Origin of the sequence: Clostridium sp. SHJSY1 (genome assembly GCF_031626875.1) — a bacterium.
In the GTDB taxonomy this organism is placed as follows: domain Bacteria; phylum Bacillota; class Clostridia; order Clostridiales; family Clostridiaceae; genus Clostridium.
On record NZ_JANDMF010000001.1, the window covers coordinates 206981 to 233945 of the forward strand.

The window sequence follows — 26965 nt, forward strand, 5'->3', positions numbered from 1 at the left end:
TCTCCCACCTTTATTTTAAATTTTCTAAAACTTTCTTAGCTTTTTCTACTACATTTTCTATAGTAAATCCAAATTCTTTAAATAAAACTTCTGCCTTTCCTGATGCTCCAAATGTCTTCATTCCTATTACTTCCCCATCAAGGCCTACATATTTATGCCACCCAAAAGGTGATGCAGCTTCTACAGCAACTCTTGCCCTAACCTTTTTAGGTAATACTGAATTCCTATACTCTTCACTTTGCTCTTCAAATAATTCAAAAGAAGGCATACTAACAACTCTTGCATCTATATTTTCTTTTTCTAATTCTTTTGCAGCATTAAAAATAAGTTCAACTTCAGAACCTGAAGCCATTAATATAATATCTGGATTTTCTTTATTTTTTGAATTTTTAAGTATATATCCACCCTTTAATGCTTTTTTACCTGATCCCTCATATAAAGGTAGTGTTTGTCTTGTAAGAACTAAGGAAGTTGGTCCTTTTTTACTATTTATCGCACAGTACCAAGCTACAGCAGTTTCATTTGAATCAGCTGGTCTAAATGTAGTCATATTAGGGATTGATCTAAGTGCTGCTAATTGTTCAATAGGTTCATGAGTTGGTCCATCTTCTCCTACTCCAATACTGTCATGAGTTAACACATAAGTAATTGGAAGTTTCATTAAAGCTGAAAGTCTCATTGCTCCCTTCATATAATCACTAAATACAAAGAATGTACCAACAAATACTTTAAGCCCTCCATGTAAATACATTCCATTAGCAATAGCAGCCATAGCATGTTCTCTTACACCAAAATGCATATTAGATCCTTTTCTATTTTCTGCTGAAAAGTCTCCTCTACCTTCCATATATGTTTTATTTGATGGTGCTAAATCTGCAGAACCGCCTATAAGGTTAGGAAGAAGTTTTGCAAGTCTATTGATTATAACCCCTGAGGATTGTCTTGTAGCCATTGGCTTATCAAATTTCCAGAACTCATCTTCTTCTAAAAGATTAACTTCTCCCACTCCACTAAACCAAAGTTCCCATTCTTTAGCTAAAGCTGGATATTCTTTTTCATATTCTTTAAATAAATTTTTCCATTTAATTTCTTCTTTTTCAGCTTTTACTTTGAATTCTTCTCTAAAAGCCCTTACCTCATTTGGAATAGTAAAAGGTTCATAATTCCAATTTAAGTTTTCTTTTGTAAGTTTTAGATTTTCTTCTCCTAAAGCTTCCCCATGTGCTGATGGTGTTCCTTGTTTACTAGGACATCCAAAACCTATTATGTTTTTGACAATTATTATTGAAGGTTTATTTTCTTCCTTTTTAGCTGCCTCAATAGCTGAATCTATCTTCTTTATATCATTTCCATCATCTACATTTATAACTTGCCATCCATATGCTTCATATCTTAAAGCAACATTTTCTCTGAAAGCAATATCTGTATTACCTTCTATAGATATATTGTTTGAATCATATAAAACTATTAATTTTCCTAGTCCTAGAGTTCCAGCTAAAGAGCTAGCTTCACCTGAAATTCCTTCCATTAAACATCCATCACCAGCTATAGCATAAGTATAATGATCTACGATCTTATAATCTTCCCTATTAAATTTTTTTGCTAAATAGGTTTCTCCTATAGCCATACCAACTGCATTACAAATTCCTTGTCCTAGTGGTCCTGTAGTTGTTTCTATTCCATGAGTATGCCTATATTCAGGATGTCCAGGAGTTTTACTTCCATATTGTCTAAAATTCTTAATGTCCTCTTCACTTACATCATATCCAAATATATTAAGTAAAGAATATAAAAGCATTGAACCATGCCCTGCAGAAAGTACAAATCTATCTCTATCTCTCCAATCTGCATTTCCTGGATTATGTTTTAGATGTCTACCCCAAAGTGTATAAGCCATTGTTGCACAACCTAAAGGCAAGCCTGGATGTCCAGACTTTGCCTTTTCAATAGCTTCTGCTGAAAGTATTCTTATTGTATTTATAGCTAATTTATCTCTTTCCATAAAGCTACCCTCCTTTATTTCTTATTTAAATGCTTCTTCCCAATCCTTCATAAATCTCTCTATTCCTGCATCAGTAAGAGGATGTTTAACTAATTGTTTTAAAACTTTATATGGAATTGTACCTATATGTGCCCCAGCTTCTGCAGCATCAACTACATGTTTTGGACTTCTTATACTTGCAGCTATTATTTCTGTTTCTATACCATGAATCTCAAAAATATTAACAATAGAATTTATTAACTCCATTGAATCTGAAGATATATCATCTAATCTTCCAAGAAAAGGACTTACAAAGGTAGCTCCTGCTTTTGCTGCAAGAAGAGCTTGACCTGCTGAAAATATAAGTGTTACATTTGTCTTTATTCCTTCTTTAGATAACACTTTTACAGCTTTTAATCCTTCTTCTGTTATTGGTATTTTTACTACCATATTTTTATGGATTTTAGCTATTTCTCTTCCTTCTTTAATCATTCCTTCTGCATCTAAAGCAATAACTTCTCCACTTATAGGCCCGTCTACTATAGATGTAATCTCTTGTATAACTTCATTAAAGTCTCTGCCTTCCTTTGCTATAAGTGAAGGATTTGTTGTTACTCCACAAATTATTCCCATATCATTAGCTTCTTTTATTTCATCAACATTAGCTGTATCTATAAATAACTTCATTTTTTCTCCTCCTAAATATAAAGATCTATTTTGTTGTTTTTTCTATAATATCTCTAAGTTTTGTATTTCTATCTATAATTACAGTTTCAAGTCCTACCATACGGCTCCAATCATATATTTGTTCAACAGATAACTCTAGAGATACAACTGTATGATGTCCACCACCTGCATATATCCAAGCTTTCACTCCATCTAAGAAATTAGGTTCTGGCTTCCATACCATTTTTGCAACTGGTAAATTAGGCATGTCTTCATCTGGTTCTACAGCAGTTAATTCATTTATAATTAATCTATAATGAGTACCTAAATCTAACATAGATACAGCTACACCATTTCCTGTTGATCCATTAAATATTAAACGAGCTGGATCTTCTTTATCACCTATTCCTAGTGGTTTAACAACAACTTTTGGTCTATCTGATGCAAATGTAGGGTCAACTTCTAACATATGAGCACCTAATACTTTTTCATTTCCACTTTGTAATTCATATGTGTAATCTTCCATGAACCCAGTTTTAGTGTTATTTGTCATAACCTTTAACATTCTATCTAAAGCTGCAGTTTTCCAATCTCCTTCACCTGCAAATCCATAACCTTCTGCATTTAAACGTTGAACTGCTAATCCAGGTAATTGTTTCATTCCATAAAGATCTTCGAAGTTTGTACAGAATGCATTATAATTTCCTCTATCTAAGAAAGTCCTTAATGCTATTTCGATTTTTATTTGCTCTTTAACTTGCTTTTCATAATATGCTGGATCATTTTCTCCAGGTTCTAAAATATATAGTTCTTCAAATTCTTTGTATGTCTTGTTGATTTCATTTTCTGAAACCTTATCCATTTCAGCTACTAAATCACCTATAGCAAAATAATCCACAGTCCATCCAAATTGAATTTGAGCTTCTACTTTATCTCCTTCAGTAACTGCAACATTACGCATATTATCACCAAAACGAGCAACTTTAATATCTTGGCTAGCTATATATCCTGATGCTACCTTCATCCAATCAGCTACTTCTTTTTGGATATTTTTATCTTTCCAATAACCTACAACAACCTTATTGTTTTTATTAAGTCTTGCATTAATAAATCCATATTCTCTATCACCATGAGCACTTTGATGTAAATTCATATAATCCATGTCTATTTGTTTCCAAGGGATATTTTTATTAAATTGAGTTGCTAGATGTAATAATGGCTTTTGTAAAATTTTAGTTCCTGCAATCCACATTTTTGCTGGTGAAAAAGTATGCATCCATGTGATTACTCCTGCCACTTCATCTCTATAGTTAACTTCTTTCATTATCTTTTTTATTTCATCAGAGGATGTTGCTAAAGATTTAAATACTATTTCATAAGGCAAATTTGCACTCTTATTTAATTCATCTACAATTTCTTGTGAGTCTTTTCTAACTTCAGCTAAAGCTTCTTCACCATATAAGTGCTGACTCCCTACAACAAACCAAAATTCCATTTTATTATTTTTTAACATAACTTATCTCTCCTTTTTACTTGTATTTTGTCCATAATATGCACTTTCTCCATGCTTACGGAAAAAGTGTTTATCTAATAACGATTTGTTCATCCTAATATTTTCTGGATTTAGCTGCAATGAATGATATGTCATCTTTGCTACCTCTTCTAATACAACTGAATTGTGAACAGCATTTTCTGGATTTGTTCCCCAAGTAAATGGTCCATGATCATTTACTAAAACGCCTGGCATATAATCAGGATTTATATTACTATTTTTAAAAGTTTCAACTATAACATTACCTGTTTCTTTTTCATATTCACCTTCAATTTCTCCAGCTGTCATTTGGCGTGTTACAGGTACATCTCCATAAAAATAGTCTCCCTGTGTAGTTCCTGCTGCTGGAATTACCATTCCTGCCTGAGCAAATGAAACTGCCCAAGGTGAATGTGTGTGTACAATTCCCTTTATATTGGGAAAAGCTTTATATAATACTAAATGTGTTGCTGTATCACTTGATGGATTTAAATTTCCTTCAACTATCTTTCCATCTAAATCTACCACAACCATATCACTAGCTTTCATTTCTGAATATTCAACACCACTTGGTTTAATGACTACAAGCCCTTTCTCTCTATCGATTCCACTTACATTTCCCCATGTGAATGTTATTAATCTATATTTAGGAAGTAATAAATTAGCTTCTAATACTTCTTCCTTTAATCTTTCTAACATAAACTTTAACCTCTCTTTGCAGCATTCTCCTTAATCTTCTTAAGATGCTTCATTACATCATTTTCTCCACGTCCAAAATAGTCATGTAATTTTACATACTCTCTATAAATAGCTTCATATCTCTTTACATTTTCAGGAACAGGCTTTATAGACTCTTCTCTAAGTCTTGTCATTTTTTTAGATGCTTCTTCAATAGAATCAAAACCACCAAGTTCTTTTCCAGCTGCAACTGCTGCAAACATAGCAGCACCTATTGCAGGAGCTTGAAGATGTTCGGCTATAAATATTTCTTTTCCTGTTATATCAGCATATATTTGATTTAACATTTGATTTTTATGAGGTAATCCTCCACAAACAATAAGCTTGTCAATCTTAATATCATTTTCTTCAAAATTATCTATAATTAATCTCTTACCAAAAGCTGTAGCTTCTATTAATGCTCTGTAGATTTCTTCTGGCTTTGTTTCAAGATTCATACCAAAGATTAGTCCTGTAAGGTCTGTATCTACAAGAATTGATCTATTTCCATTCCACCAATCAAGAGCTAATAGTCCACTTTCACCAATCTTTAATTTCTTGGCTTTCTCTTCTAGTAATTGATGAATATTCATATTTCTTTCATCTGCTTCTTTAAAATATCTTTCTGGAACTTGATTTTTAACAAACCAAGCAAATATATCTCCAACAGCATTTTGTCCTGACTCATAAGCATAATACCCTGGTACTGCCCCATCTTTTACTACTCCACATATACCTGGAACTGGAACTTCTTTATTTCCAAGTGTAATATCACAGGTTGAAGTTCCCATAATATTTAACATTGTTCCTGCTTCAATAACTCCTGTTGGTGCCACTGATACATGAGCATCTACATTACCAACAGCTACTGGAATGCCTGTATTTAACCCTGTTGCATCTGCTACCTTTGATAAAAGATTGCCTGCCTTTGTTCCTACTGGATAAAATTTCATTCCAATTTTCTCTTCTATAACGTTTTCCATCAATGGATTTAAAGCTTTAAAAAATTCCTTGCTTGGAAATCCTGTTTCTGCATTCCAAATAGCTTTGTATCCAGCAGTTGTTGCATTACGCATTTCTACTCCAGTTAATTGCCATGTAATCCAATCTGTAGCTTCTATAAATCTATCCATCTCTTTATAAACTTCTGGTGCTTCTTCAGCGATTTGCATTAGTTTTGGGAATACCCATTCAGATGAAATCTTTCCTCCATAATACTTTAGCCAAGCTTCATTGCGTTCTCTTGCAATAGCATTTAATCTATCAGCTTGTCCTTGTGCAGCGTGATGTTTCCAAAGTTTTACCCATGCATGAGGATTATCGTGCCATCTATCAAGATTCATTAATGGAGTTCCATCTGCCTTAACAGGAAGAACAGTGCAAGATGTGAAATCAACAGATACACCTATGATGTCATCTTTTGATATTGTCTTACAAGCCTCTTGAACTGCCTTTTTAACAGTTTCAACAAAACAATTATAATAATCATTTGGATTCTGAAGTGCCCAGTCATTACCTAATTTAATATTGGTATCTGGTAGATGTTCATCTATAACTGCATCAGGATAATCCATAACTTCTGATGATAAAACTTCACCATCTTCTAATCTAACTACTACTGCTCTTGCAGATAAAGACCCAAAATCAACTCCTACTGTATACTTATTTGCCATTTTACCAACCATCCTTTTTTTAAGTTAATCGCTTTCATAATAAAAGCATAGTATTTATACGTATAAATGTCAATAACTATTTCAAAAGTTATACGTATGAATTTTCTACATAATGTTGTGAAATCAGTTCATTTTTGATATAATTTATGTAAAATATTATATTTAGGAGAAGATCATGAAACACAAATATGAAGAGGTAGAAGAAAGCATTATAAATTGGGCTAAAACTAGCAAATATAAGCCTCATGAAAAGATACCAACTGAATCAGAATTAATGGAAATGTTCAAAGTAAGCAGACATACTATAAGAAAAGCTATAGGTGATCTTGTTTCTTTAGAATATGTATATAGAATACAAGGAAGCGGTATATATTTATCTGATTGGGCAGAAAATAGCGCTAACCTTACAAATACAAAAAACGTAGCTGTACTTACAACTCATATATCTAACTATATCTTCCCTGATATAATTAGAGGTGTTGAAGATACCCTTTATGCTGAATTCTACTCGCTTTTACTATCTTCAACAAACAATAACGTTATGTTTGAAAATAGTAACTTAAAGAACTTGTTGGCCCACAAAATAGATGGGCTTATTCTAGAACCGACTAAAAGTGCATATCAAAATCAAAATATTGGCTATTTAAATAATATAATAGCTAAAAATATACCCTTTGTAATGATAAATGCTTGTTATCCTGGACTAAATGCCCCAAGCCTTAGAGTTGATGACTTTAAAGGAGGAAAACTTGCAACAAAACATCTAATATCTTTAAATCACAAAAATTTAATGGGTATTTTCAAAGTTGATGATTCTCAAGGAATTAACAGAATGAATGGATTTATTTCAGAATGTCAGGAAAATAATATTCCTCCTACCCCTGGACAGATTTTAACTTATCTTTCAGAAGAAATAACTTCATCATTACCACAAAAAATAGAATATGCATTAAGATCTGAAAAAAGGCCTACTGGAATCTTTTGCTATAATGATGAAATAGCATTTATGGTGTTAACTATTGCTGAAAAACTTAATTTAAAAGTTCCTGAGAATCTTTCTCTTATAGGTTTTGATGATTCTCATCTTTCAATAATTATGAATCCAAATTTAACTACTATAATTCACCCAAAAGAACAAATGGGTAAAGATGCAGCCAACTTAATAATAAAATTAATTAACAATAATAATAAGTTCGATACTAACGATTCTATTTTATATGAACCAGAAATTGTTGTTAGAAGTTCAACCTGTGAAAAAAAATAATTTTTTTGAAACCCTTGCGCTGGAGATTGCAAGGGTTTTTTGCTTCTTTTTTATCCCAATTTATACGTATAAAAAATATTTTAATATTGACAATTATACAGATAAATATTACCATTTAAGAGTAATCGCTTTCAAGATTTTGAATATTCTATAAAAACTAATAAACTAATGTTATTTAAGGAGGACTTTTCATATGACGAAAAATGATTCACATAAGCATTCTTTATTATTTATAATTTTAATTTCATGCGCTGCAGGTCTTGGTGGTTTATTATACGGTTACGATACTGCAGTAATATCAGGTGCAATAGGTTTCTTAAAAGAATTATATAATTTATCTCCTGCTATGGAGGGTTTTGTAATATCAAGTATTATGGTTGGTGGTGTCATTGGAGTTGGTTTTTCTGGTTTCTTAGGTGATGCTATTGGTAGAAGAAAAGTTTTAATGATTGCGGCTGGATTATTTGCTATTTCTGCTGCTATTTCTGCTGTTTCTGCCACTGTATTCGTTTTAATATTTGCTCGTATAATAGGTGGACTAGGTATAGGAATGGCATCAGCTTTATCAGTAACTTATATTACTGAATGTGCACCTCCATCTATTCGTGGTAGGTTATCTTCACTTTATCAATTATTCACCATATTCGGTATTTCAATAACTTATTTTGTTAATCTTGGAATCGTAAACATGGGTGGAGATTCTTGGAGAGTTTCTACAGGTTGGAGATATATGTTAGCATGTGGTACTGTTCCAGCTGTTGTATTTTTATTAACTTTATTCTTCGTACCAGAAAGCCCACGTTTCTTAGTTAAGTCTGGTAATGTAGAAAAAGCTTCTGCTGTTTTAACTAAAATTAATGGTCCACAAATTGCAAAGGAAGAACTTGATTCTATTTCTAAATCTCTTGATTCTGAAAAAGATGCATCACTAAAACAACTTTTCCAACCGGGACTTCGTAGTGCTCTTTATATAGGTATTTTCCTAGCAATATTTAATCAAGCTATTGGAATGAATTCCATTACTTACTATGGACCTGAAATATTCCAAATGATTGGATTTAAGAGCAATTCTAGTTTCCTTGCTACAAGCATTATAGGTGTAGTTGAAATATTTGCAACTATCTTAGCTATGTTCTTAATTGATAAACTTGGACGTAAAAAATTAATGGAAATAGGTTCAGCTCTTATGGCAATTTTTATGTTGTTAATTGGAACTTCTTTCTATTTTAACATTACTAATGGATATTTAATTTTATTATTTATCATTTGCTTTGTTGTTTCTTTCTGTATTTCAATGGGGCCTATTCCTTGGATTATGATTCCTGAAATATTCCCTAATCATTTAAGAGCGCGTGCAACAGGCATAGCAACTATATTCTTATGGGGTGCCAATTGGGCTATCGGTCAATTTACACCAATGCTTCTAAATGGTATTGGAGGAGCTTATACTTTCTGGATGTTCTGTGGAATAAATGTATTATGCTTTATTATAGTTACTACTAAGGTTCCAGAAACAAAGAATAAATCTTTGGAAGAAATAGAAAAATTCTGGCTTCCTAAATCAAAAAACCATGCTACTCCTTCTTTGGATGCAAAATAGTATTTAATGCCCTTTTATTAGAAAATTTATATATAAATAAAAAAGATGTTTTCCAAGCAGGAATCATCTTTTTTATTTATCTCCTTATTCTATTATTGGATGCCTTAATTCTACAACTGTTCCTTCACCATAAGTACTTTTATATGTCAAACCATATTCTTTACCATATGCAAGCCTTATCCTCTCATTTACATTAAAAATCCCATATCCAAGTTCAGTTCCTTTTTCACTATTTATAAGCATTTTATTTATTTTATTTAATAATTCTTTATCTATTCCTTTCCCATTATCCATTACAAAAAAGCACAGTAAATTTTCTTCCTTTTTACCTATTATTTTAATCTTACCATTACCTCTTTTTTCTTTAATTCCATGATAAATTGCATTTTCTACTAATGGCTGTAAAATTAATTTTATTAATTTGTACTTTAATATATTATACTCAAAATTAATTTCATAGTCTAACTTATCTTCATATCTTATTTTCTGTATAGTTAAATAACTTTGTACATGATTCAACTCTTCTTCAACACTTATTATCTCCTTACCTTTACTTAAACTTATTCTAAGTAGCTTAGTAAAAGCCTCTATTATCTCAACTATTTCTTCTTCATTATTTTCTTCTGCCATCCATCTTATTGTATCTAATGTATTATACATAAAATGAGGCTTAATTTGAGCCTGCAAAACATTCATTTCTGCAATTCTTTTACTTTTTTCTTCTATTTGAACTAAGTTTATAAGATTATCAATTTCCTTAACCATATTATTAAATGAACTACCAAGTTCCCCAATTTCATCATTATATTTTGTATTAAATGAAACTGTTAACTCCCCTTGTTGGGCTTTTTTCATAAGTTTCTTAAGCTTATAAATTGGTTTTACAATAGATTTTGTAAAAATAACTACTAATATCTCTGCTATTATCAGTGCTGTAATACCAACAAATATAGAATAATACTTTATTCTTTTAATAGCTCTTAAACTTTCACTCTCCGGAAACACCCCAATAACATCCCAATTTGTATAATTTGATGTAACCTTAGTTAGTTGATATTTTTCTCCATTTATCTCTTTTATTATTATTTCATTGTCATTCTTCTTAAGCCAATTATTATTAATTCGGTATACTATTTTATTAACAGGAGTATACACTATATTTTCATCACTATCTTTAATATAAGCAAATCCTGCTGTTCCTGGCTTTGCATTTTCAATAATATTTTTAATGGTATCTAATTTAATATCAATAAGAATTACACCTTTTATTTCATCAGTACTAGGATTAACTATAGCCCTAGATATTGAGAAAATATCATCAGCTGAATACCGAAAAATATTATCGATATTTCTTCCTACTGGCTTAGTAAATAAGTGTATTACTTGAGGTTCATTGCATGCTTTTCTATACCATTCTTCAGTGATTAATGAATCTCGAGAAACCTTATTCATTACATCACTTATATATCCTCCACTTTTGTTTACTATCATTATTCCTGCTATCTTTGGGTTGAATTTTGTATAGTTATATATTGATTTATAAGCCTCGTCCTCCATATCATCATTCTCTAGCTTATTCTCATTAAAAAACTTTAATATTCTAGAATCTATAGACATATAGTTAATTATGTTTTCCACATTATTTATATAAGCTTCAACATTATTATTAATTTGCTTAATTATTTGATTTGTGTTTTCATTTTGTGAAATGTTAATTGATTTTTTATAAAGTAGATTTCCTAAAGTAGTTATTGTTACTGTAACAAGTAAAATCACTGCAAAGAAATAAAATATAAGCTTTTCTCCTATACCTTTATTCATAAAATATGTCTTTATCCTATTCACCATACTCCCCCCAATGCATATAGTCAGTAACTCTTCAAAGTAAAAATGCAAAATAGAATATACACTTGTTTGTGTTATTAAAAATTCCACAAATGTATATCCTAACTCTGATAGTTATTTATTAAAGTATATCTATTAAGTTGCAGTATTTTTACTTTTTTCCTCTCTTATTACAATTACTCTTTGTAGTACAATGAATACTAATAACAACATTCCTACAGCAATCTTTGTCCACCATGAATTTAATGTTCCATCAAACATTATAAGATTTTGAATAATTCCTGTTGTTAATACACCAAAAAGTGGTCCAATAATAAATCCATACCCTCCAGTCAATAATATTCCACCTATTACACATGCTGCTATAGCATCCATTTCCATTCCATTACAATGAAGTCCATAACCTGAAAGTGTATATATTGTAAATAATAATCCACCTAATGATGAGCAAAAACTAGAAAATGTGTAAACAAATATTTTTGTTCTCTCTACTGGTAATCCCATTAGCTTTGCTGAATTCTCATTTCCACCAATTGCATATATTGTTCTTCCAACCCTTGTGAACTTTAACATATATGCAGCAGCTGCTACAACCACCAAACTTACAATTACATTTATAGATATAAATGCACCTGGCAATATTGAAATTCTAGTTGATGATATACTAACAAACACAGGATTATCGATTGTGATTGTATCTATACTTATAATATAGCTTGCCCCTCTTGCAAAAAACATACCTGCAAGTGTTACTATCCAAGGATGTAATTTAAATTTCTGAATTAAAACGCCTTGAACTGCTCCAAAAACAATTCCAACTATAAGAACCACTACTATTACCAAATATGGATTCACTCCATTTTTTAATAAATCTGCTGTAATCATACTTACAAAAGCTATCATAGCACCTACCGAAAGATCTATACCTCCAGTTATTATAGCTACAGCTTCACCTATTGCAACCACTATTAAATATGCATTATCAATAAATAAATTTAAAAATACTTGAGGTGATAGAAATCCTCTATATAAAGCAGACCCTATTAAAAATAATCCAATAAACAAGCCTACTGTAGCATAAATTCCAATATAGTCCTTATTTATTTTCAGCTTTTTTTTCCTTACTATTGATTTATTCATGCATTAATCACCTCATCCTTTTTTTGTTTAATCTTAGTATTTTTCTTTAAATTAAGCATTTTTCTAAATTCTGAAGATTGAATTATACATACTGCAATAACAACAATTGCTTTAACAACTAATGTAATTTCTGGTGCTACACCCAAACTATAAATTGTTGTTGTTAATGTTTGAATGAATAACGCCCCTATCACGGTACCTCCAAGATAGAATCTTCCTCCAGCCATAGAAGTTCCTCCTATAACTGTTGCAAGTATAGCATCAAGCTCTAACCATAATCCTACATTATTAGCATCTGCACTTTTAATATTTGAACATAAAATTATCCCAGCTATTCCTGCAAGTAAACCACATAAAACATAAAGTGAAAATACAACTCTTTTAGATTGGATTCCTGCAAATCTTGATGAATTACTATTTACACCTATAGATTCTATAAACAATCCTAAAGCAGTTTTCCTTATTAATAAATACATAACTAATGAAACTATAAGTGCAATAAATATAGCTACTGGAAGCAATACATATCCAGTTCCTATAAAAATAAATTTCTCGTTAGTAAAAGTAAGTATTTGTCCTCCAGTAATAAGCTGAGCAATTCCTCTGCCTACTATATATAAAATCAAAGTTGCAACCATTGGTTGAACCCCTATATATGAAACTATGAATCCATTCCACATTCCACATATAATTCCGCTAACTATACCTACAACTATAGCTAAAGGAACTGCCCCCCCATCAACAATTACTGTTGCTGATAAAGCTGCACTTATTGCTATTATAGATCCAACTGAGATATCAATTCCTTGGGTTGCAATAACCAAAGTCATTCCTATTGAAATAAGAATAAGAGGTGCTGCACGATTTAATATATCAATAGTATTTCCAAATAAATGTCCATCTTTCATAGTTATACTTAAAAAACCAGGTGTCATAATGAAATTAAATAATATCAATAGAATTAAACTTGCCAATGGCCAAAATATTTTTGTATTATAAATCCTTAAAAAAACATTTTCTTTTTTATCATTCATATTATACGGCACCTCCTGCTATAGTTTTCATAATAATTTCTTCTTCTATATCATCTCCATATAATTCTCCAATAACATTTCTATCTCTAAGCACTATTACCCTATCACAACATTTTACAACTTCTGAAAGCTCAGATGAAATAAATAGAATTGTCATTCCTTGCTTTGCAAGTTTTAATATAAGTTCTGTTATTTCTCCTTTTGCACCAATATCTATTCCTCTTGTTGGTTCGTCTAAAATCAACAGCTTTGGATTTGTTGCAAGCCATCTAGCTAAAATTACTTTTTGTTGATTACCTCCACTTAAATTACTAATTTTTTGTTCCATACTTGGAGTTTTAATTCTAAGTAAATCAATGTATTTTTGTGAAATTTCTTGCTGTTTCTTTATTGGCAGATATTTAAATATCCCTTTATTTGCTTGTAAAGCTAGTATTATATTCTCTCTAATGGTTAAATCTCCAACTATTCCTTCTATTTTTCTATCTTCTGGACAAAATCCTAACCCCTCTTCAATAGCTTTTTGAGGATAAATATATGAGTATGTTTTCCCACTTATAGTTATATTTCCACTAGTTGATTTATCGATTCCAAATATGGTTTTTGCACATTCACTTCTTCCTGATCCAAGAAGCCCTGCAAAACCGAGAACCTCACCTTTTCTAATTTCTATATCAAATGGATTAATGGTTCCAGCCCTACCAAAACTCTTTGTTGTTATTAAACCATCTCTCTTTACATTTTCAGTACTCTTCTTAGCCCTAGTATTTTTTTCTATTTCACTATAGTCTTTACCTATCATCTTAGAAACTAATTCAATTCTAGAAAGCTTATTTGCATCATATGTTCCTACTAACTCACCATTTCTAAGTACAGTAAGTTTATCCGAAACTTCATATACTTGATCTAAAAAATGAGTAACAAATATTATTGACATTCCTTCTTCTCTAAATTTTTTCATAACTTTAAACAGTTGTTTTACTTCATTATCATCCAAGCTTGATGTTGGTTCATCAAGAATTAATATTCCTTTAGAAATATCTATGGCACGAGCAATAGCCACCATCTGTTGTACTGCAACTGAATAATTATTTAATGCTTTTTTTACATCTATCTTTAAATTTAATCTTTCTTCTAGTAACTTTTCTGCATCTCTATTCATTCTCTTCCAATCTATTCTTCCACTTTTCTTAGGTTCACGTCCAATATATATATTTTCAGCAACTGTTAAATTAGAACATAGGTTAACTTCCTGATAAACAGTACTAATACCATAATTTTGAGCTTCCTGAGTAGATGAAATCTTTATTTTTTGCCCTCTTAGTATAATTGTCCCCTCATCTATTTCATAAACGCCTGTAAGTACCTTTATCAGTGTTGATTTTCCTGCTCCATTTTCTCCCATAAGCGTATGAATTTCACCCTTTCTAAGAGTAAAATCAACATTTGAAAGAGCTTTAACACCAGGAAAAATTTTACTAATATTTTTCATTTCTAAAACTATATTAGAATCATCCATTTATATCTCTCCCTTGCTTTTCTTAAATTTAATACATATAAAAGAAAAACAGGACAATTATATAATAGATTAGTTTCTGCCCTGCCGTTTCTTCAATATGTCTAAGAACATATACTAAAACTTAAATTTTACCTCTAAATTTGTTTAGTACTTTCTATTAGGTAATTCTTTTTCTGCATCCTTTTGTAAAAATTGACTTTCCTTAGATTTTATATTTTTTTCAACATCTTTCCCATCTAATATATCCTTAGAAACTTCTAATAATTGTGGCCCAAGTAATGGATTACATTCAACATCTGCATTAGCCTTACCATCCACCATTAATTGAAAATAATCTTTAACTCCATCAACTGAAACTATAAATATATCTTTACCTGGCTTTTTACCATATTCCTCTATAGCCTGAATAGCTCCAATTGCCATATCATCATTGTGCGACCATAATACATTTATGTTATTTCCATCTGATTTTAGAAATGCTTCCATAACTTCCTTACCTTTTGCACGAGTAAAATCACCTGTTTGAGATTTTATTATTTTATAATTAGGACAATCTTTTATAGTATCATTAAATCCTTTTTGCCTTCCAACCATTGCTGTTGAACCAACAGTTCCTTGAAGTTCTGCTATATTAAGCTTTGCATCCTTACCAAATTGATCTATTAATATTTGGGCAGCTTTCTTCCCTTCTTCTTCCATATCTGAACCTAAGAAACATTTATAAAGTGAATCATCAGATACTGTTGCCTTTCTATCAACAATTACTACGGGAATTTTTGCATCCTTAGCTTCCTTAAGAACCGTATCCCATCCAGTTTCAACTACTGGGTCCAATGCAATCAGATCAACTTTTTGTGCAATAAATGACCTTATAGCTTTTATCTGATTCTCCTGTTTTTGTTGGCCATCTGAAAACTGTAAATCAAAATTAGAATCTAATGTAGGAATTGATTTTATAGAATCAGTTTCAGCTGTTCTCCATCCACTTTCTGCTCCAACTTGGGCAAATCCAATTACCTTTTTGCCTGATGCACTACCTTTGTCTCCTCCTATAGTTTTATTTCCACATCCTGTAAACATACCTATACAAAAAATTGTCCCTACTAATAAAGCACTAACTTTTTTTAATTTCATAATAAATTCCTCTCCCTTTTATGTTTTCGTTTTCATAAATTCATTATATATCCATAACTTTAAGTTGTATTTGCAATATTCAGTACTTTTGTATACTTTTCAGAATTATGTTAATTTTCTAAAGTTTCTCTTGTAATTTTCTTACTATCAAACAATACTTTCTTAGGAAGGTCCTTTTCTTTATTCAATATTCTAATAGCATACTCCACTGCTTCTTTACCTCCTGTTTTACAAGTGAAAGTTCCATCTAGTATACCTTTTTCAACTAATTCTATTCCTCCTTCACTTCCTTCAAGTCCATCAACTCCAATTATCTTAACATCTTTCGATTTAGTATTTAACTTAGCATAATAAGCCCCAATTGACATATAATCACTATGAGCAAAAATCATATTAATGTCTTTATCATCCTTTAATATTGATTCCAACTTATCTTGAGTCTCATTCTTTTGCCAATTTCCCACAATAGTTCTATCTATATTAATATTCTTATATTTACTTATAGAATCTTTAAATCCTTTCGTTATCTCATTATCTACACTTGAATTTAATACTCCTTGTACTTCTACTACATTACATTTTTTATCACCTGTTAAATCTTTTGCTAACAATCCAGCTTGAACCCCAATTGATTTAACATCAGTTCCTATATATAATGTATAATCACTTTGGCTAACTGATCTGTCTAACATTATAACAGGTATAGATTGGTATGCTTTTTTTACTGTTTCTTCTAACTCTTTTGAATCATTTGTAGATACTATCAATAAATCTGCGCCGAAATCAATTAAATCATCTATATCTTTTTTTTGTCTTTGCACATCTCCATCAGCATCTCTAAATATTACTTTAATATTTTTATGCTTTTTAACTTCTTCTTCTATTTCTTTATTCATGCATACTCGCCAAGGTTCATAAAGATTAGCTTGAGACATTCCAATTATAAATAAATCCTTCTTTTGTAAGCTTGTCCTATATATAAATTCTCCTAAAAATATTATTAAAGTTAAAATGATAATAATTAAAATTAAAAAAGTTATTTTCCTTTTACTTCTCATTCAATTTTCCCCTTTTATATTCAGTTGGTGAAATCCCTAAAACTTTTTTAAACGCCTTACAAAAATAATGTTGATTGCTATATCCAATTAATTCAGCAACATCATAAATTTTAATTGTAGGATCTTCCATAATATACATAGCTTTCTTTATTCTTATTTTTGTTAAGTAATCAATAAATGATAATCCTGTTTCTTTCTTTAACAATTTACTTAAATATGAAGATGTGACTTCTAATTTATCTGAAATTTCATTTATATTTAGATGGTTTAAATAATAATTTTCTTCCATATATTTAATAGCAAACAAAACAATTGGATTATATTTCTTTTTCTCATTTACATTATTAACTATATTCGAATAAATATCTTTTACTTTTAAAACACCACCTGATACATTTCCTTGCTCAATTATCACATTACACTTTAAATACTCAGATATCTCTGTCTCTAATTTTTTTTCTATAGTAATCCATTTTTCTATACTATCTATTTTCCCAACCAAAACAACATTTTTCTTTTCATCCTCAAAAATAAATTTCATATTTAAGTCTCTAAACTTTTCCCCTAATAAATTAGAAATTGCAAATTCCAATAGTTCTGAATCCCATTTTTTCTCTATAATGTTGATATTTAATTTCTTCACAATTTTTACTACTATAATTCCTATATTTTCTCCAAAATTAATATTAAAATACTTCAACTCCCTTAACAGTTCTTCATCATTTATTCTATTATTTAACCATTCCCTTAACATATTCTTTTTCAACAAATGATTATTTTCATCCAACTGTTTCTTCATCCAATTTATATAATTGTTTTCTTTTTTTAATTCATTAAGTTTATTAACTGCTTTTACTATTATCTCTTCTAAATTCTTTCTATTTACTGGCTTTAAAACATAATCAAAAACATTAAACTGTAAGGCCTTCTGTGCGTAGGAAAAATCATCATATCCACTTATTATAATTACAATTCCCTTAAAATTAATACTGCTTAACTTCTCTAGAAGGTTTAATCCATTTAAAAATGGCATATTTATATCTAGTAAAACAATATCAGGTGCCTTTTCTTTAACTACCTTTAATGCAATTTCGCCATCTTCAGCCTCCCCAACTATATCAATATTAAATTCATGCCATTCTAAAAGTTTCTTAATCCCCTTCCTAATTTTATTTTCGTCATCAGCAATAACTAATCTCCACATAATCCCTCCAATTTAACATATGTTCTATTATTTAAACATATTTTATATACTTGTCTTTCTAAATAATTGTATGTATAAATTTAAACTATAATATACTTATGCACACATTTTTTAAAATACTCCTAAAAAATATGCCTTCCCTAATTAAATTTTCTCCTATTTTTATAAAAAATAAAGAACTTACACTATTTCCAGCATAAGTTCTTCTTAAATATTATAATTTTATTACTTCAATAGACTTGTAGGCTTATTGTTATACCAAGAATAGCCTGTTCTTCTTTCCTTTTCAATATCAGCAAGCTTGTACTTCTTTATTCCATCACGACCTACAAATATAGGTTTGTTTGTTTCAAGTTCATAAAAACGAGCCCAAATAGGTGCAGTTACACTTGGATCATTTACAACAGTAACATCTCCATTTGCTTTAACTATTTTTATTCCAGTAATTTTATATGTTTTAAACCAATCTTCAGCAGCTTTTATAGAAGCAGCTATTTGAGAAGTAGAAGTTCTAGTTTTCAAGAAATTCACAATACCAACACTTTCAGTAGTACAAAGAGAAGGAAGTTCATATGCTCTTGCCCCTGATGGTTGTAAAGTTACTTCATCATGTTGTTGTCCCCAAATTGTTAATTTCCCATTCTTATCTTTATATTGAGTCTTTAATATACAATCAACCCCTTTTGTAACTGCACTTTTACATTTACTAACTAAAGTGCTATCTACAAATGAAAAATCACCTTTTTTATTTGAAACTTCATCCAAAAGAATCATTACATTAATCATTGCATCATCATTGTATGTAATATGTGAATGATAACCTGAACTTTTATAAACTTGAGGCCATCCACCATTGCTATATTGCATATTTAACAAGAAATTAATTCCTTTAGTAGCTGCAACAGAGTATGTACTATTTTTTGTTTTTGTATATTCAGATGCTAACCTTCTTATTTCTGTGTAAGTAGCTTTGTTATCAATAGTTGATTTTCCCCATTCTCCACTTTTTTCATCATAATATTTTATCCATCCACCATCTTGTTGCTGATTCTTTAAAATATCAGATATACTTGCTGTAGCTCCAGTAGCATCACCTTTTGCAAATGCCTTCTCAGAAGGTTGTAGTATTACTCCTGACACAGCTAAAGCAACTGTACATGCAACTACAAAAGATATACGTTTTAATTTTGATTTAAACATTTTTTATCCCCCTTTTTTTATACTTTTAACTTATAGATTTTTTCACTTCTTTTAAGTTAAACTTTTTTTTTGCACATCGTCTCATGTAAACGTTGTACTTTCTTATTATAAATATATATTCATACTATGTCAATAATTTCCTTGTACTTTTTTGATTGTTATTTGGTTTTTTTGTTGAAATCATAATTAAAAACAAGAAAGCTTAAGAAATTATTATACTATAAATTTCTTAAGCTTTCTTATTTTTATGAATATGATTTAATGCATTATGCCTATATATAGCCACCCATCATGCTCCAGCCTATAATTCAATCAATTCATATTCTCTGCTTCCAAGTCCAATACTTGAAGCATACTCTAGAGTATTTCTTCCTCTTTTAAAAACAGTTTTTCCTTCATTTTTATCAAGGACATCAAGACTGGCTTGATCTATAGCTACTGGATCTATAGATGCAAAAATGCCTATATCTTTAGCTATAGGTTTCATTGGGTGTCCCTCACAATCACAATTTTTAGTTATATTAAATGCAAAAGTAATATATATGTTCTGTTTGCCTTTAGCTGCTGCATATGCATATTCTGCTAATCTTTCATTAAAAGATTTTGTAAGTGAAGCAAGCCAACTATTTGATATAGCTCCAAATTGGCATGTTGCCATACACGAAGCACAACCAACACATTTATTTTTATCAATTTTAGCTTTCTTATCCATAGAGATAGCCATTTCTGGACATTTATTAACACAAGCTTTACATCCCTTGCATTTCAAGCTACTTATTTTAGGTATTGAATTTGCATGTTGTGCTAGCTTTCCACCTTTTGATGCACATCCCATAGCAAGTTGCTTTATTGCTCCACCAAAACCTGCTAAAGCATGCCCCTTAAAATGGCTCAAAACAATTATTTGATCTACTTTAGCTACTGCTTTTGCAATTTTACAATAATCAAAGTGTTTTTTATTTATTTCAATCTCTTCATAATCCTCTCCCATTTCACCATCAGCTATGATTACAGGAATTCTTGTAAAATCATGTTCTTTAGCTACTCTTAGATGATTTTCTATTGTATTTCTTTGTCCTTTATAAAGCACATTAGTTTCAATAAAAGCTGTATCAATTTCTTTTTCTTTTAAATAGTCTATTATTCCATCAAAATTTTTGGGTTGAATAAATGTATTATTGCCTTTTTCACCTAAATGAACCTTTAGTGGTATAAACTCATTAAGAGTAACACCTTCCTTTTCTTCAATAATTTCAAGTAATTCTTTAGCTGCATCATTTATCTCTTTAGTTTTTGAATAAGAATCAATTGATTTAAAATAAACATTTGCCATATTAATTCCTCCCACATACTTATATTCACTATTAATTTTCTCTTGTCACTCTCTATTTATTTTTAAGTGATTCAATATATTGATCTCCCCAAATTCTAAACTGCTCTAATACTGGATTAAATGCTTTTCCCAAATCAGTTAGTGAATATTCCACTTTTGGTGGAATTTCAGAATAAACATATCTACTAACCAGCCCAAACTCTTCTAACATCCTCAATTGTTTTGTTAATGTTGCCTGTGTAATGTCTCCCATTTTTCTTTGTAACTCTCCATATCGTAAAGTTCCTTCATTTAAATGATACATAATTAAAATTGACCATTTCCCTGAAAAAACTTTTTGTGCTGTAAAATATGGGCATTTTCCAAAAAGACTATTACTATTCTCCACAATATCCTCCTCATTAGTATCTTAAAGATACTTACCTAACTCTAAAAACGTACTTGTTATTTAATTTGTACATGATATTATTATTACGTAATAAATTTTAACATAGATATGGGAGAGGAGCAATAATTATGAAAAAGGCATTACAATTCTTAAAAGAAAGTGGTACTTTTTACTTAGCCACTACTGAAGGTGATCAACCAAGAGTAAGACCATTTGGTGCTACTTTTGAATATGAAGACAAACTATACATTGTTACAAATAATACAAAGGAATGTTTTAAGCAAATGTTAGCTAATCCTAAAGTTGAAATTAGTAGTATGAATAAAGGACAATGGATTCGTGTTACTGGGGAAGTTAAACATGATGATAGACGTGAAGTAAAAGAACTTGCGCTTAAATCTCATCCTTCTCTAAAATCCATGTATAATATTGATGATGGAATTTTTGCAGTATTATACTTTACAAAAGGAACAGCTACAATTTATTCATTTAATGACGAACCTGAAACATTCTCACTATAATCTAAAAAACAATATAAATAGTTATACTTTAAAAAAGCTATTACAACTTTAATATTATTGTAATAGCTTTTTCATTATCCTTTAATAAATTGTACTTGTAATTTTTATAGTTATTTATCTTAGATTTTTATTTTTTTCTAAGGTATTTTCTTATATCCACTGCAACAGCTGCAACTATAATAACACCTTTAATTATTTGTTGCCAATATGGTCCAACACCAATAAAAGTAAGTCCATAATTAATTACTGTAAATATAAGAACACCTACTACAACCCCAGGTACAGTACCAACACCACCAGATACTGACCATCCTCCAACAACACATGCTGCAATAGCATCAAGTTCATAACCATTACCATAATTGTTTGTTGCTCCACCTGTTCTTGCGGCTTCAAGAACTCCAGCTATAGCATATAAAGTACCCGCTATAATGTATAATTTCAATGTACTAAGTTTTACGTTTATCCCAGAAACTATTGCAGCTTCTTTATTTCCACCTATAGCATATATATCTTTACCAAGTTTTGTCTTATTTAAAATTATATATATTATGCCAGTTATTATGGCTGCTATTATTACTACATATGGAACTCCTAAAAATGATCCTGTTCCTAAATTTGAAAAATCTGTTCTTAATCCGCCTATTGGTTGTGAATTGTTAGGAGGAAGATCGAAGTATAAGGAATTTGCTCCATAAATTATAACCATTGTACCAAGGGTTGTTATAAATGCAGGAACTTCAAATCTTGATACTATAAACCCATTTAGAGCACCTACTGCTGCACCAATTGCAATTGCTATCAGAATTGGTATAGCAATATTTAGTTGTCCTAGATCTGGAAAGAATCTGTTTGGATAATCAGCAGACTGAAGCATTGATGCTGATATAACCGCTGAGAAACCTACCATACGTCCTGCTGAAAGATCTGCTCCCCCAGTAAGGATTATAAATGCAGCTCCTAGAGCTATAATTACTCTTGTTGAACTTTGAATAAGAATATTCTTAAAAACATCTATAGAAATAAAGTTTGAATCTGTTACTGCAATAGCCAATATTAGAACCAATAAAACTATATATATAGCATTTTGTTTTAAAAATCCATAGATTTTTTTCTTATTATCTTTAACTTTATTATTAGCTTTTTCCATATATATCCTCCTAAAATTATTGCATATACTTTGTAGCAAGTGACATTATAACTTCTTCTGTGGCAGTTTTACCTTCTACAATGCCTGCAAGCTTTCCTTCACACATTACCATTACTCTATCTGACATACCTAAAAGTTCTGGTAATTCAGAAGATATCATTATGATACTCTTACCCTGTTTTGTAAGTTCAACCATAAGTGAATAAATTTCAAACTTAGCACCTACATCTATACCTCTAGTAGGTTCATCAAGAATAAGTATATCTGGTTCTGTAAGAAGCCACCTCCCAATAAGTACCTTCTGTTGATTTCCTCCTGACAAATTCATTATAAATTCCTTTTCTGAAGGTGTTTTTACTCTAAGCTTCTCAATATTTTTTAAAGTATCTTCTTTACGTTTCTTATCATTTAAAACCTTTAAGGCATTTAAGTAATTTTTCTGGTTAGCAATAGTAGTATTTTCTGTTATAGATAATACTGGGAAGATTCCAGTAACCCTTCTTTCTTCAGTCAAAAGAGCTATCTTATTCTTCTTTGCATCTATTGGATTTTTGATTTTCACTTCCTTACCTTTTAATCTAATCTTTCCTGCTTCAACACTTCTAAGACCAAATATAGCTTCCATTAGTTCTGTCCTCTGAGCTCCAACAAGACCACCTACTCCAAGTATTTCTCCTTTCTTTAAATCAAAAGAAACGCCTTTAAAAGATTTTGGGAAAGGAGATGTGAAATTTTCCACTTCTAAGACTTCTTCTCCTGGAACATTATCTCTTTCTGGAAATCTATTTGTTAAATCACGACCAACCATTCTTTTAATTATAAGATCTGTAGTAAGGTCCTTAGAATTCCATGTACCAATATATTTTCCATCTCTCATTATTGTAACCTCATCAGATATTTGAAGAATTTCTTCCATCTTATGAGATATATAAATTATTGAAACTCCTTGTTTTTGAAGATCACGAATTATTTTAAAAAGGTGTGCAACTTCTGTCTTAGTTAGGGATGAAGTTGGCTCATCCATTATGATAACTTTCGCATTGTATGAAACTGCTTTTGCTATCTCCATCTGTTGAACTACTGAAACTGAAAGCATTTCTACAATAACATCAGGTTTAATATTAATATCTAATCGTTTAAAAAGTTCCACAGTATCCTTATACATTTTCTTTGTATCTACTAATTTAAATGGACCAACTCCCCTAAGTGGAAGACGTCCAATCCACATATTCTCCATAACATTTCGGAACCTAACAGGATGAAGTTCCTGATGAATCATTGCAATTCCATGATTTAAAGCTTCTTTGGAATTATTCATTTCTATTTTTTTGCCTTCTAAAATTATTTCACCTTGATCTTGTTTATATATACCAAAAAGACATTTCATGAGTGTAGATTTTCCAGCTCCATTTTCCCCCATTAGTGCATGAACTGAACCTGGTTTTATTTTAAGTGTTATGTCATCCAATGCTTTTACCCCAGGAAACTCTTTCGATATATTTCTTAGCTCAAGTAAGTATTTTTTCTCCATAATTTCATACCTCCTGAATATTTAAAAAGAACTCCTAAATCTTTATTTGATTCAATCAAGATATAACTTTTCATATTACTCTTGATTGAATCTAAATACTTATTGTTTCAGAAGATTACTTAGCATCATTTACATTTTCTTTTGTTATCTTTTTATAATCTATCCATACATATTTTCCATCAGCTATATCATACCCTGTATTCTCTTTAGAAGGAGTCTCTCCTTGTCCAAGAACTTCTGCAATCTTAATAGTAGCTATACCTTGATTCTTAGCGTCATTTAAAACTGTTCCTAACATTGTTCCTTCTTCAATAGCTTTAACTCCTGGTGCTGTAGCATCAACCCCTACAACTGGAATATATTTTCCATCCTTGAAGTATCCAGCAGCTTTTAATGCCTCTATTGCTCCTAATGCCATATCATCATTATTTGCAAAAACTGCTTCTATCAAATCTCCTTTTGAAGTTAAGAATGACTGCATTTTATCCTGTGCTTTTACACGATCCCACATACCTGTGTCTGTTGCTAATTGATTTGATTTTATTCCTTCTGTCGCTAGTTGATCTATGGAATATTTTGTTCTAGCTATAGCATCAGCATTACCTGGTTCTCCAGTAATCATTACATAATCAAGAACACCATCTTTGTTTTTATCTGCTTCAGGATGTGCCTTCCAGTAATCAGCTATAATCTGTCCTTGAATTGTACCTGACTGTTCAGGTTTTGCTCCTACATAAAATAGCTTGTCCCAACTATTCATATCTGCTTCTGAAGGTATACGATTAAAAAATACTATTGGAATATTAGCTGATTTTGCTTTGTTTATTATTGTACTTGAAGCCTTGGGATCAACTGGATTGATTGCTAGTGAATTAACCTTTTTTGAAATAAACAACTCTAACTTGTCATTTTGAGCTGATGTTGAATTTTGACTATCAACTATGTCAGCAGTTATATTATCACTTTTAGCTTGATCAGTAATTGCATTACGCACCCCAGTCATAAATGTATCATCAAACTTATATATTGTAGTTCCTACTGTTACTTTCTTTCCTGTTGAATCTGATTTTGAACTTGAACATCCTGCCAAAACTGATGTAGTTAAAGTTGCCATTAATACAAGTGTTAAAACTTTTTTCATACTAAATTCCTCCTAAATATTCGATTTATTTAATCGTTTTCATACATTTATATTAGCATGTCCATTTTATCAATTGAATACAAAATCCTACACTATTATATTAAAATTCTACTCACTTTTAAAAACTTATACTTTTTCAATAGCATGTCACAAATTTAAAAGTAAAAAAGCAGATAATGAATTTATAGTAGTCATTACCTGCTTTTTCTATATTATAAAATTATATTTATCCTTCCTGTATAACTGTATTTAAGTTGTCTTTTGTAATGGTTATATATGGAACTCTTACAGATTTGTCAGAACTCATAACCAAAGATGTTCCTTCAGTGATATTTTTCCCTTCTGCTGCATTTATTGCAATATCTATTACTGCTGTTCCCTGTTTCTTTGCATCATTCATCACTGTTCCCATCATTTTCCCTTCTTTTATTTTCTCTAAAGCTTCTTGAATTGCATCAACTCCAACAACTGGAATAAGCTTATCATTTGTCATACATCCATTTTTCTCAAGAGAAGTAATTGCTCCTAATGCCATTGTATCATTATTTGAGATAACAAATTCAATATCACTACCAAACTTTGCTATCCATTCATCCATCTTATCCCTCGCTTTTACTTTATCCCACATACCATAATATGAATCCAACTCCTTTACTTTTATCCCTGCCTTTTTTATCTCTTCAATTGCATATTTTGTTCTTGCATCTGTATCAGGATGGTCTGGCTCACCTTTAAATAAAACATAAGAAAGAACTCCATCATTGTCTTTATCATAGGTCTTGTTTTTACTCCAAAGCTTTACTATCATTTTTCCCTGAAGAATACCAGCTTCTGATGAATCTGCACCTACATACCATGCACTGTTATAACTTTCTAGAACAGAAGCTTCAGGCTCTTTATTAAAAAAAATTACAGGCAACTTAGCATCCTTTGCTTTATTTATAACTTCCTTTGCAGATTTAGGGTCTACAAGATTTACTGTAAGAACTCTCACATTATCCCTAATCATTCCATCAATCTGTTCTAACTGTCTTGATTGATTATTTTGTGAATCCTGAATGTTTAGTGCAGCCTTTCCAAAAGAATCCTTTTCCATGTTCCCCCTTACATAAGACATAAACGTGTCATCATATTTGTAAATAACTGCTCCAATTTTAGGAATTCCCTCCTTATACCCAGCTTTCATAAAAAAATTTCTGTTTATAGATACTACAAAAAATGCTATTATCATTGTTACTACAGCTAAAAATACAATAAAAAAAACTTTTGTACTTTTAATGTTTTTCATCATTTTTCTCCTTGAATTTATATTTATACTATTTTCACTATACTCTA

At 30.4% G+C, this 26965-nt stretch carries 22 protein-coding genes; 3 read left to right on the forward strand and 19 right to left on the reverse strand.

The window, feature by feature from the left end:
• Positions 1 to 10: 10 nt before the first annotated feature.
• Genes tkt through NNC19_RS00950 form a run of 5 tightly spaced genes read right to left on the reverse strand, consistent with a single transcriptional unit; the run spans position 11 to position 6568 of the window.
• Entirely contained in the window at positions 11 to 2002 is a 1992-nt protein-coding gene (gene tkt, locus NNC19_RS00930; protein WP_310936705.1) for a transketolase, read from the reverse strand.
• 21 nt (positions 2003 to 2023) lie between these two features.
• Complete coding sequence (gene fsa / locus NNC19_RS00935) at positions 2024 to 2668, reverse strand: fructose-6-phosphate aldolase (protein WP_310936706.1); 645 nt, start codon at positions 2666 to 2668, stop codon at positions 2024 to 2026.
• Positions 2669 to 2693: 25 nt separating this feature from the next.
• Positions 2694 to 4160, reverse strand: coding sequence for an L-arabinose isomerase (gene araA / locus NNC19_RS00940; protein ID WP_310936707.1), 1467 nt, complete (start codon positions 4158 to 4160; stop codon positions 2694 to 2696).
• A 3-nt stretch (positions 4161 to 4163) separates the two neighbouring features.
• Positions 4164 to 4877, reverse strand: coding sequence for an L-ribulose-5-phosphate 4-epimerase (locus NNC19_RS00945; protein ID WP_310936708.1), 714 nt, complete (start codon positions 4875 to 4877; stop codon positions 4164 to 4166).
• A gap of 5 nt (positions 4878 to 4882) precedes the next feature.
• The gene (locus NNC19_RS00950; RefSeq protein ID WP_310936709.1) at positions 4883 to 6568 is read right to left on the reverse strand and encodes a ribulokinase; all 1686 of its coding nucleotides are present in this window, start codon (positions 6566 to 6568) and stop codon (positions 4883 to 4885) included.
• A gap of 175 nt (positions 6569 to 6743) precedes the next feature.
• On the opposite strand from NNC19_RS00950, the gene NNC19_RS00955 reads away from it, so the two are divergent.
• Both NNC19_RS00955 and NNC19_RS00960 read left to right on the forward strand, forming a co-directional pair.
• Positions 6744 to 7832 carry a GntR family transcriptional regulator gene (locus NNC19_RS00955; RefSeq protein ID WP_310936710.1) on the forward strand — a complete coding sequence of 363 codons (1089 nt, stop codon included), beginning with the start codon at positions 6744 to 6746 and terminating at the stop codon, positions 7830 to 7832.
• 193 nt (positions 7833 to 8025) lie between these two features.
• Complete coding sequence (locus NNC19_RS00960) at positions 8026 to 9432, forward strand: sugar porter family MFS transporter (protein ID WP_310936711.1); 1407 nt, start codon at positions 8026 to 8028, stop codon at positions 9430 to 9432.
• A gap of 84 nt (positions 9433 to 9516) precedes the next feature.
• Here NNC19_RS00960 and NNC19_RS00965 read toward each other — a convergent pair whose 3' ends face one another.
• The 10 genes from NNC19_RS00965 to NNC19_RS01010 all read right to left on the reverse strand — a co-directional run bounded on the left by NNC19_RS00965 (position 9517) and on the right by NNC19_RS01010 (position 21287).
• Positions 9517 to 11277, reverse strand: coding sequence for a sensor histidine kinase (locus NNC19_RS00965; protein WP_310936758.1), 1761 nt, complete (start codon positions 11275 to 11277; stop codon positions 9517 to 9519).
• 135 nt (positions 11278 to 11412) lie between these two features.
• Positions 11413 to 12417 (reverse strand): galactofuranose ABC transporter, permease protein YjfF, encoded by a 1005-nt coding sequence (gene yjfF / locus NNC19_RS00970; RefSeq protein ID WP_310936712.1) that lies wholly within the window; start codon positions 12415 to 12417, stop codon positions 11413 to 11415.
• Positions 12414 to 13451 (reverse strand): ABC transporter permease, encoded by a 1038-nt coding sequence (locus NNC19_RS00975; protein ID WP_310936713.1) that lies wholly within the window; start codon positions 13449 to 13451, stop codon positions 12414 to 12416. The genes yjfF and NNC19_RS00975 overlap by 4 nt, the downstream gene beginning before the upstream one ends.
• Before the next feature lies 1 nt (position 13452).
• Entirely contained in the window at positions 13453 to 14970 is a 1518-nt protein-coding gene (locus NNC19_RS00980; RefSeq protein WP_310936714.1) for a sugar ABC transporter ATP-binding protein, read from the reverse strand.
• A gap of 144 nt (positions 14971 to 15114) precedes the next feature.
• Complete coding sequence (locus tag NNC19_RS00985; protein ID WP_310936715.1) at positions 15115 to 16104, reverse strand: ABC transporter substrate-binding protein; 990 nt, start codon at positions 16102 to 16104, stop codon at positions 15115 to 15117.
• Between the two features lie 110 nt (positions 16105 to 16214).
• Positions 16215 to 17162: a substrate-binding domain-containing protein gene (locus NNC19_RS00990; protein ID WP_310936716.1), complete on the reverse strand. Its 948-nt coding sequence runs from the start codon at positions 17160 to 17162 to the stop codon at positions 16215 to 16217.
• Positions 17152 to 18366: a response regulator gene (locus NNC19_RS00995; RefSeq protein ID WP_310936717.1), complete on the reverse strand. Its 1215-nt coding sequence runs from the start codon at positions 18364 to 18366 to the stop codon at positions 17152 to 17154. Before NNC19_RS00995 ends, NNC19_RS00990 begins: the two co-directional genes overlap by 11 nt.
• Before the next feature lie 225 nt (positions 18367 to 18591).
• On the reverse strand, positions 18592 to 19566 hold the full coding sequence (pelA, locus tag NNC19_RS01000; RefSeq protein ID WP_310936718.1) for a pectate lyase: 975 nt from the start codon (positions 19564 to 19566) through the stop codon (positions 18592 to 18594).
• Between the two features lie 301 nt (positions 19567 to 19867).
• Positions 19868 to 20899, reverse strand: a complete 1032-nt coding sequence (locus NNC19_RS01005; protein WP_310936719.1) for a DUF362 domain-containing protein — start codon at positions 20897 to 20899, stop codon at positions 19868 to 19870.
• Positions 20900 to 20951: 52 nt separating this feature from the next.
• Positions 20952 to 21287 carry a helix-turn-helix domain-containing protein gene (locus NNC19_RS01010; RefSeq protein ID WP_310936720.1) on the reverse strand — a complete coding sequence of 112 codons (336 nt, stop codon included), beginning with the start codon at positions 21285 to 21287 and terminating at the stop codon, positions 20952 to 20954.
• Between the two features lie 128 nt (positions 21288 to 21415).
• Between NNC19_RS01010 and NNC19_RS01015 the strand changes: the two genes are divergently transcribed.
• Positions 21416 to 21808, forward strand: coding sequence for a pyridoxamine 5'-phosphate oxidase family protein (locus tag NNC19_RS01015; RefSeq protein WP_310936721.1), 393 nt, complete (start codon positions 21416 to 21418; stop codon positions 21806 to 21808).
• Positions 21809 to 21935: 127 nt separating this feature from the next.
• Here NNC19_RS01015 and mglC read toward each other — a convergent pair whose 3' ends face one another.
• From mglC to NNC19_RS01035, 4 genes are all read right to left on the reverse strand, one after another.
• Positions 21936 to 22958: a galactose/methyl galactoside ABC transporter permease MglC gene (gene mglC, locus NNC19_RS01020; protein ID WP_310936722.1), complete on the reverse strand. Its 1023-nt coding sequence runs from the start codon at positions 22956 to 22958 to the stop codon at positions 21936 to 21938.
• 16 nt (positions 22959 to 22974) lie between these two features.
• The gene (locus tag NNC19_RS01025; RefSeq protein WP_310936723.1) at positions 22975 to 24489 is read right to left on the reverse strand and encodes a sugar ABC transporter ATP-binding protein; all 1515 of its coding nucleotides are present in this window, start codon (positions 24487 to 24489) and stop codon (positions 22975 to 22977) included.
• Between the two features lie 115 nt (positions 24490 to 24604).
• A complete protein-coding gene (locus NNC19_RS01030; protein ID WP_310936724.1) occupies positions 24605 to 25630 on the reverse strand; it encodes a galactose ABC transporter substrate-binding protein in 1026 nt (341 codons plus the stop codon).
• A gap of 226 nt (positions 25631 to 25856) precedes the next feature.
• Positions 25857 to 26918, reverse strand: a complete 1062-nt coding sequence (locus NNC19_RS01035) for a galactose ABC transporter substrate-binding protein (protein ID WP_310936725.1) — start codon at positions 26916 to 26918, stop codon at positions 25857 to 25859.
• Positions 26919 to 26965 lie beyond the last annotated feature (47 nt).

Excerpts from the sequence above, each read along its gene's own strand:
- tkt (WP_310936705.1), bottom strand. The coding sequence starts at position 2,002 with ATGGAAAGAGATAAATTAGCTATAAATACAATAAGAATACTTTCAGCA.
- fsa (WP_310936706.1), bottom strand. The coding sequence starts at position 2,668 with ATGAAGTTATTTATAGATACAGCTAATGTTGATGAAATAAAAGAAGCT.
- araA (WP_310936707.1), bottom strand. The coding sequence starts at position 4,160 with ATGTTAAAAAATAATAAAATGGAATTTTGGTTTGTTGTAGGGAGTCAG.
- NNC19_RS00945 (WP_310936708.1), bottom strand. The coding sequence starts at position 4,877 with ATGTTAGAAAGATTAAAGGAAGAAGTATTAGAAGCTAATTTATTACTT.
- NNC19_RS00950 (WP_310936709.1), bottom strand. The coding sequence starts at position 6,568 with ATGGCAAATAAGTATACAGTAGGAGTTGATTTTGGGTCTTTATCTGCA.
- NNC19_RS00955 (WP_310936710.1), top strand. The coding sequence starts at position 6,744 with ATGAAACACAAATATGAAGAGGTAGAAGAAAGCATTATAAATTGGGCT.
- NNC19_RS00960 (WP_310936711.1), top strand. The coding sequence starts at position 8,026 with ATGACGAAAAATGATTCACATAAGCATTCTTTATTATTTATAATTTTA.
- yjfF (WP_310936712.1), bottom strand. The coding sequence starts at position 12,417 with ATGAATAAATCAATAGTAAGGAAAAAAAAGCTGAAAATAAATAAGGAC.
- NNC19_RS00975 (WP_310936713.1), bottom strand. The coding sequence starts at position 13,451 with ATGAATGATAAAAAAGAAAATGTTTTTTTAAGGATTTATAATACAAAA.
- NNC19_RS00980 (WP_310936714.1), bottom strand. The coding sequence starts at position 14,970 with ATGGATGATTCTAATATAGTTTTAGAAATGAAAAATATTAGTAAAATT.
- NNC19_RS00985 (WP_310936715.1), bottom strand. The coding sequence starts at position 16,104 with ATGAAATTAAAAAAAGTTAGTGCTTTATTAGTAGGGACAATTTTTTGT.
- NNC19_RS00990 (WP_310936716.1), bottom strand. The coding sequence starts at position 17,162 with ATGAGAAGTAAAAGGAAAATAACTTTTTTAATTTTAATTATTATCATT.
- NNC19_RS00995 (WP_310936717.1), bottom strand. The coding sequence starts at position 18,366 with ATGTGGAGATTAGTTATTGCTGATGACGAAAATAAAATTAGGAAGGGG.
- pelA (WP_310936718.1), bottom strand. The coding sequence starts at position 19,566 with ATGTTTAAATCAAAATTAAAACGTATATCTTTTGTAGTTGCATGTACA.
- NNC19_RS01005 (WP_310936719.1), bottom strand. The coding sequence starts at position 20,899 with ATGGCAAATGTTTATTTTAAATCAATTGATTCTTATTCAAAAACTAAA.
- NNC19_RS01015 (WP_310936721.1), top strand. The coding sequence starts at position 21,416 with ATGAAAAAGGCATTACAATTCTTAAAAGAAAGTGGTACTTTTTACTTA.
- mglC (WP_310936722.1), bottom strand. The coding sequence starts at position 22,958 with ATGGAAAAAGCTAATAATAAAGTTAAAGATAATAAGAAAAAAATCTAT.
- NNC19_RS01025 (WP_310936723.1), bottom strand. The coding sequence starts at position 24,489 with ATGGAGAAAAAATACTTACTTGAGCTAAGAAATATATCGAAAGAGTTT.
- NNC19_RS01030 (WP_310936724.1), bottom strand. The coding sequence starts at position 25,630 with ATGAAAAAAGTTTTAACACTTGTATTAATGGCAACTTTAACTACATCA.
- NNC19_RS01035 (WP_310936725.1), bottom strand. The coding sequence starts at position 26,918 with ATGAAAAACATTAAAAGTACAAAAGTTTTTTTTATTGTATTTTTAGCT.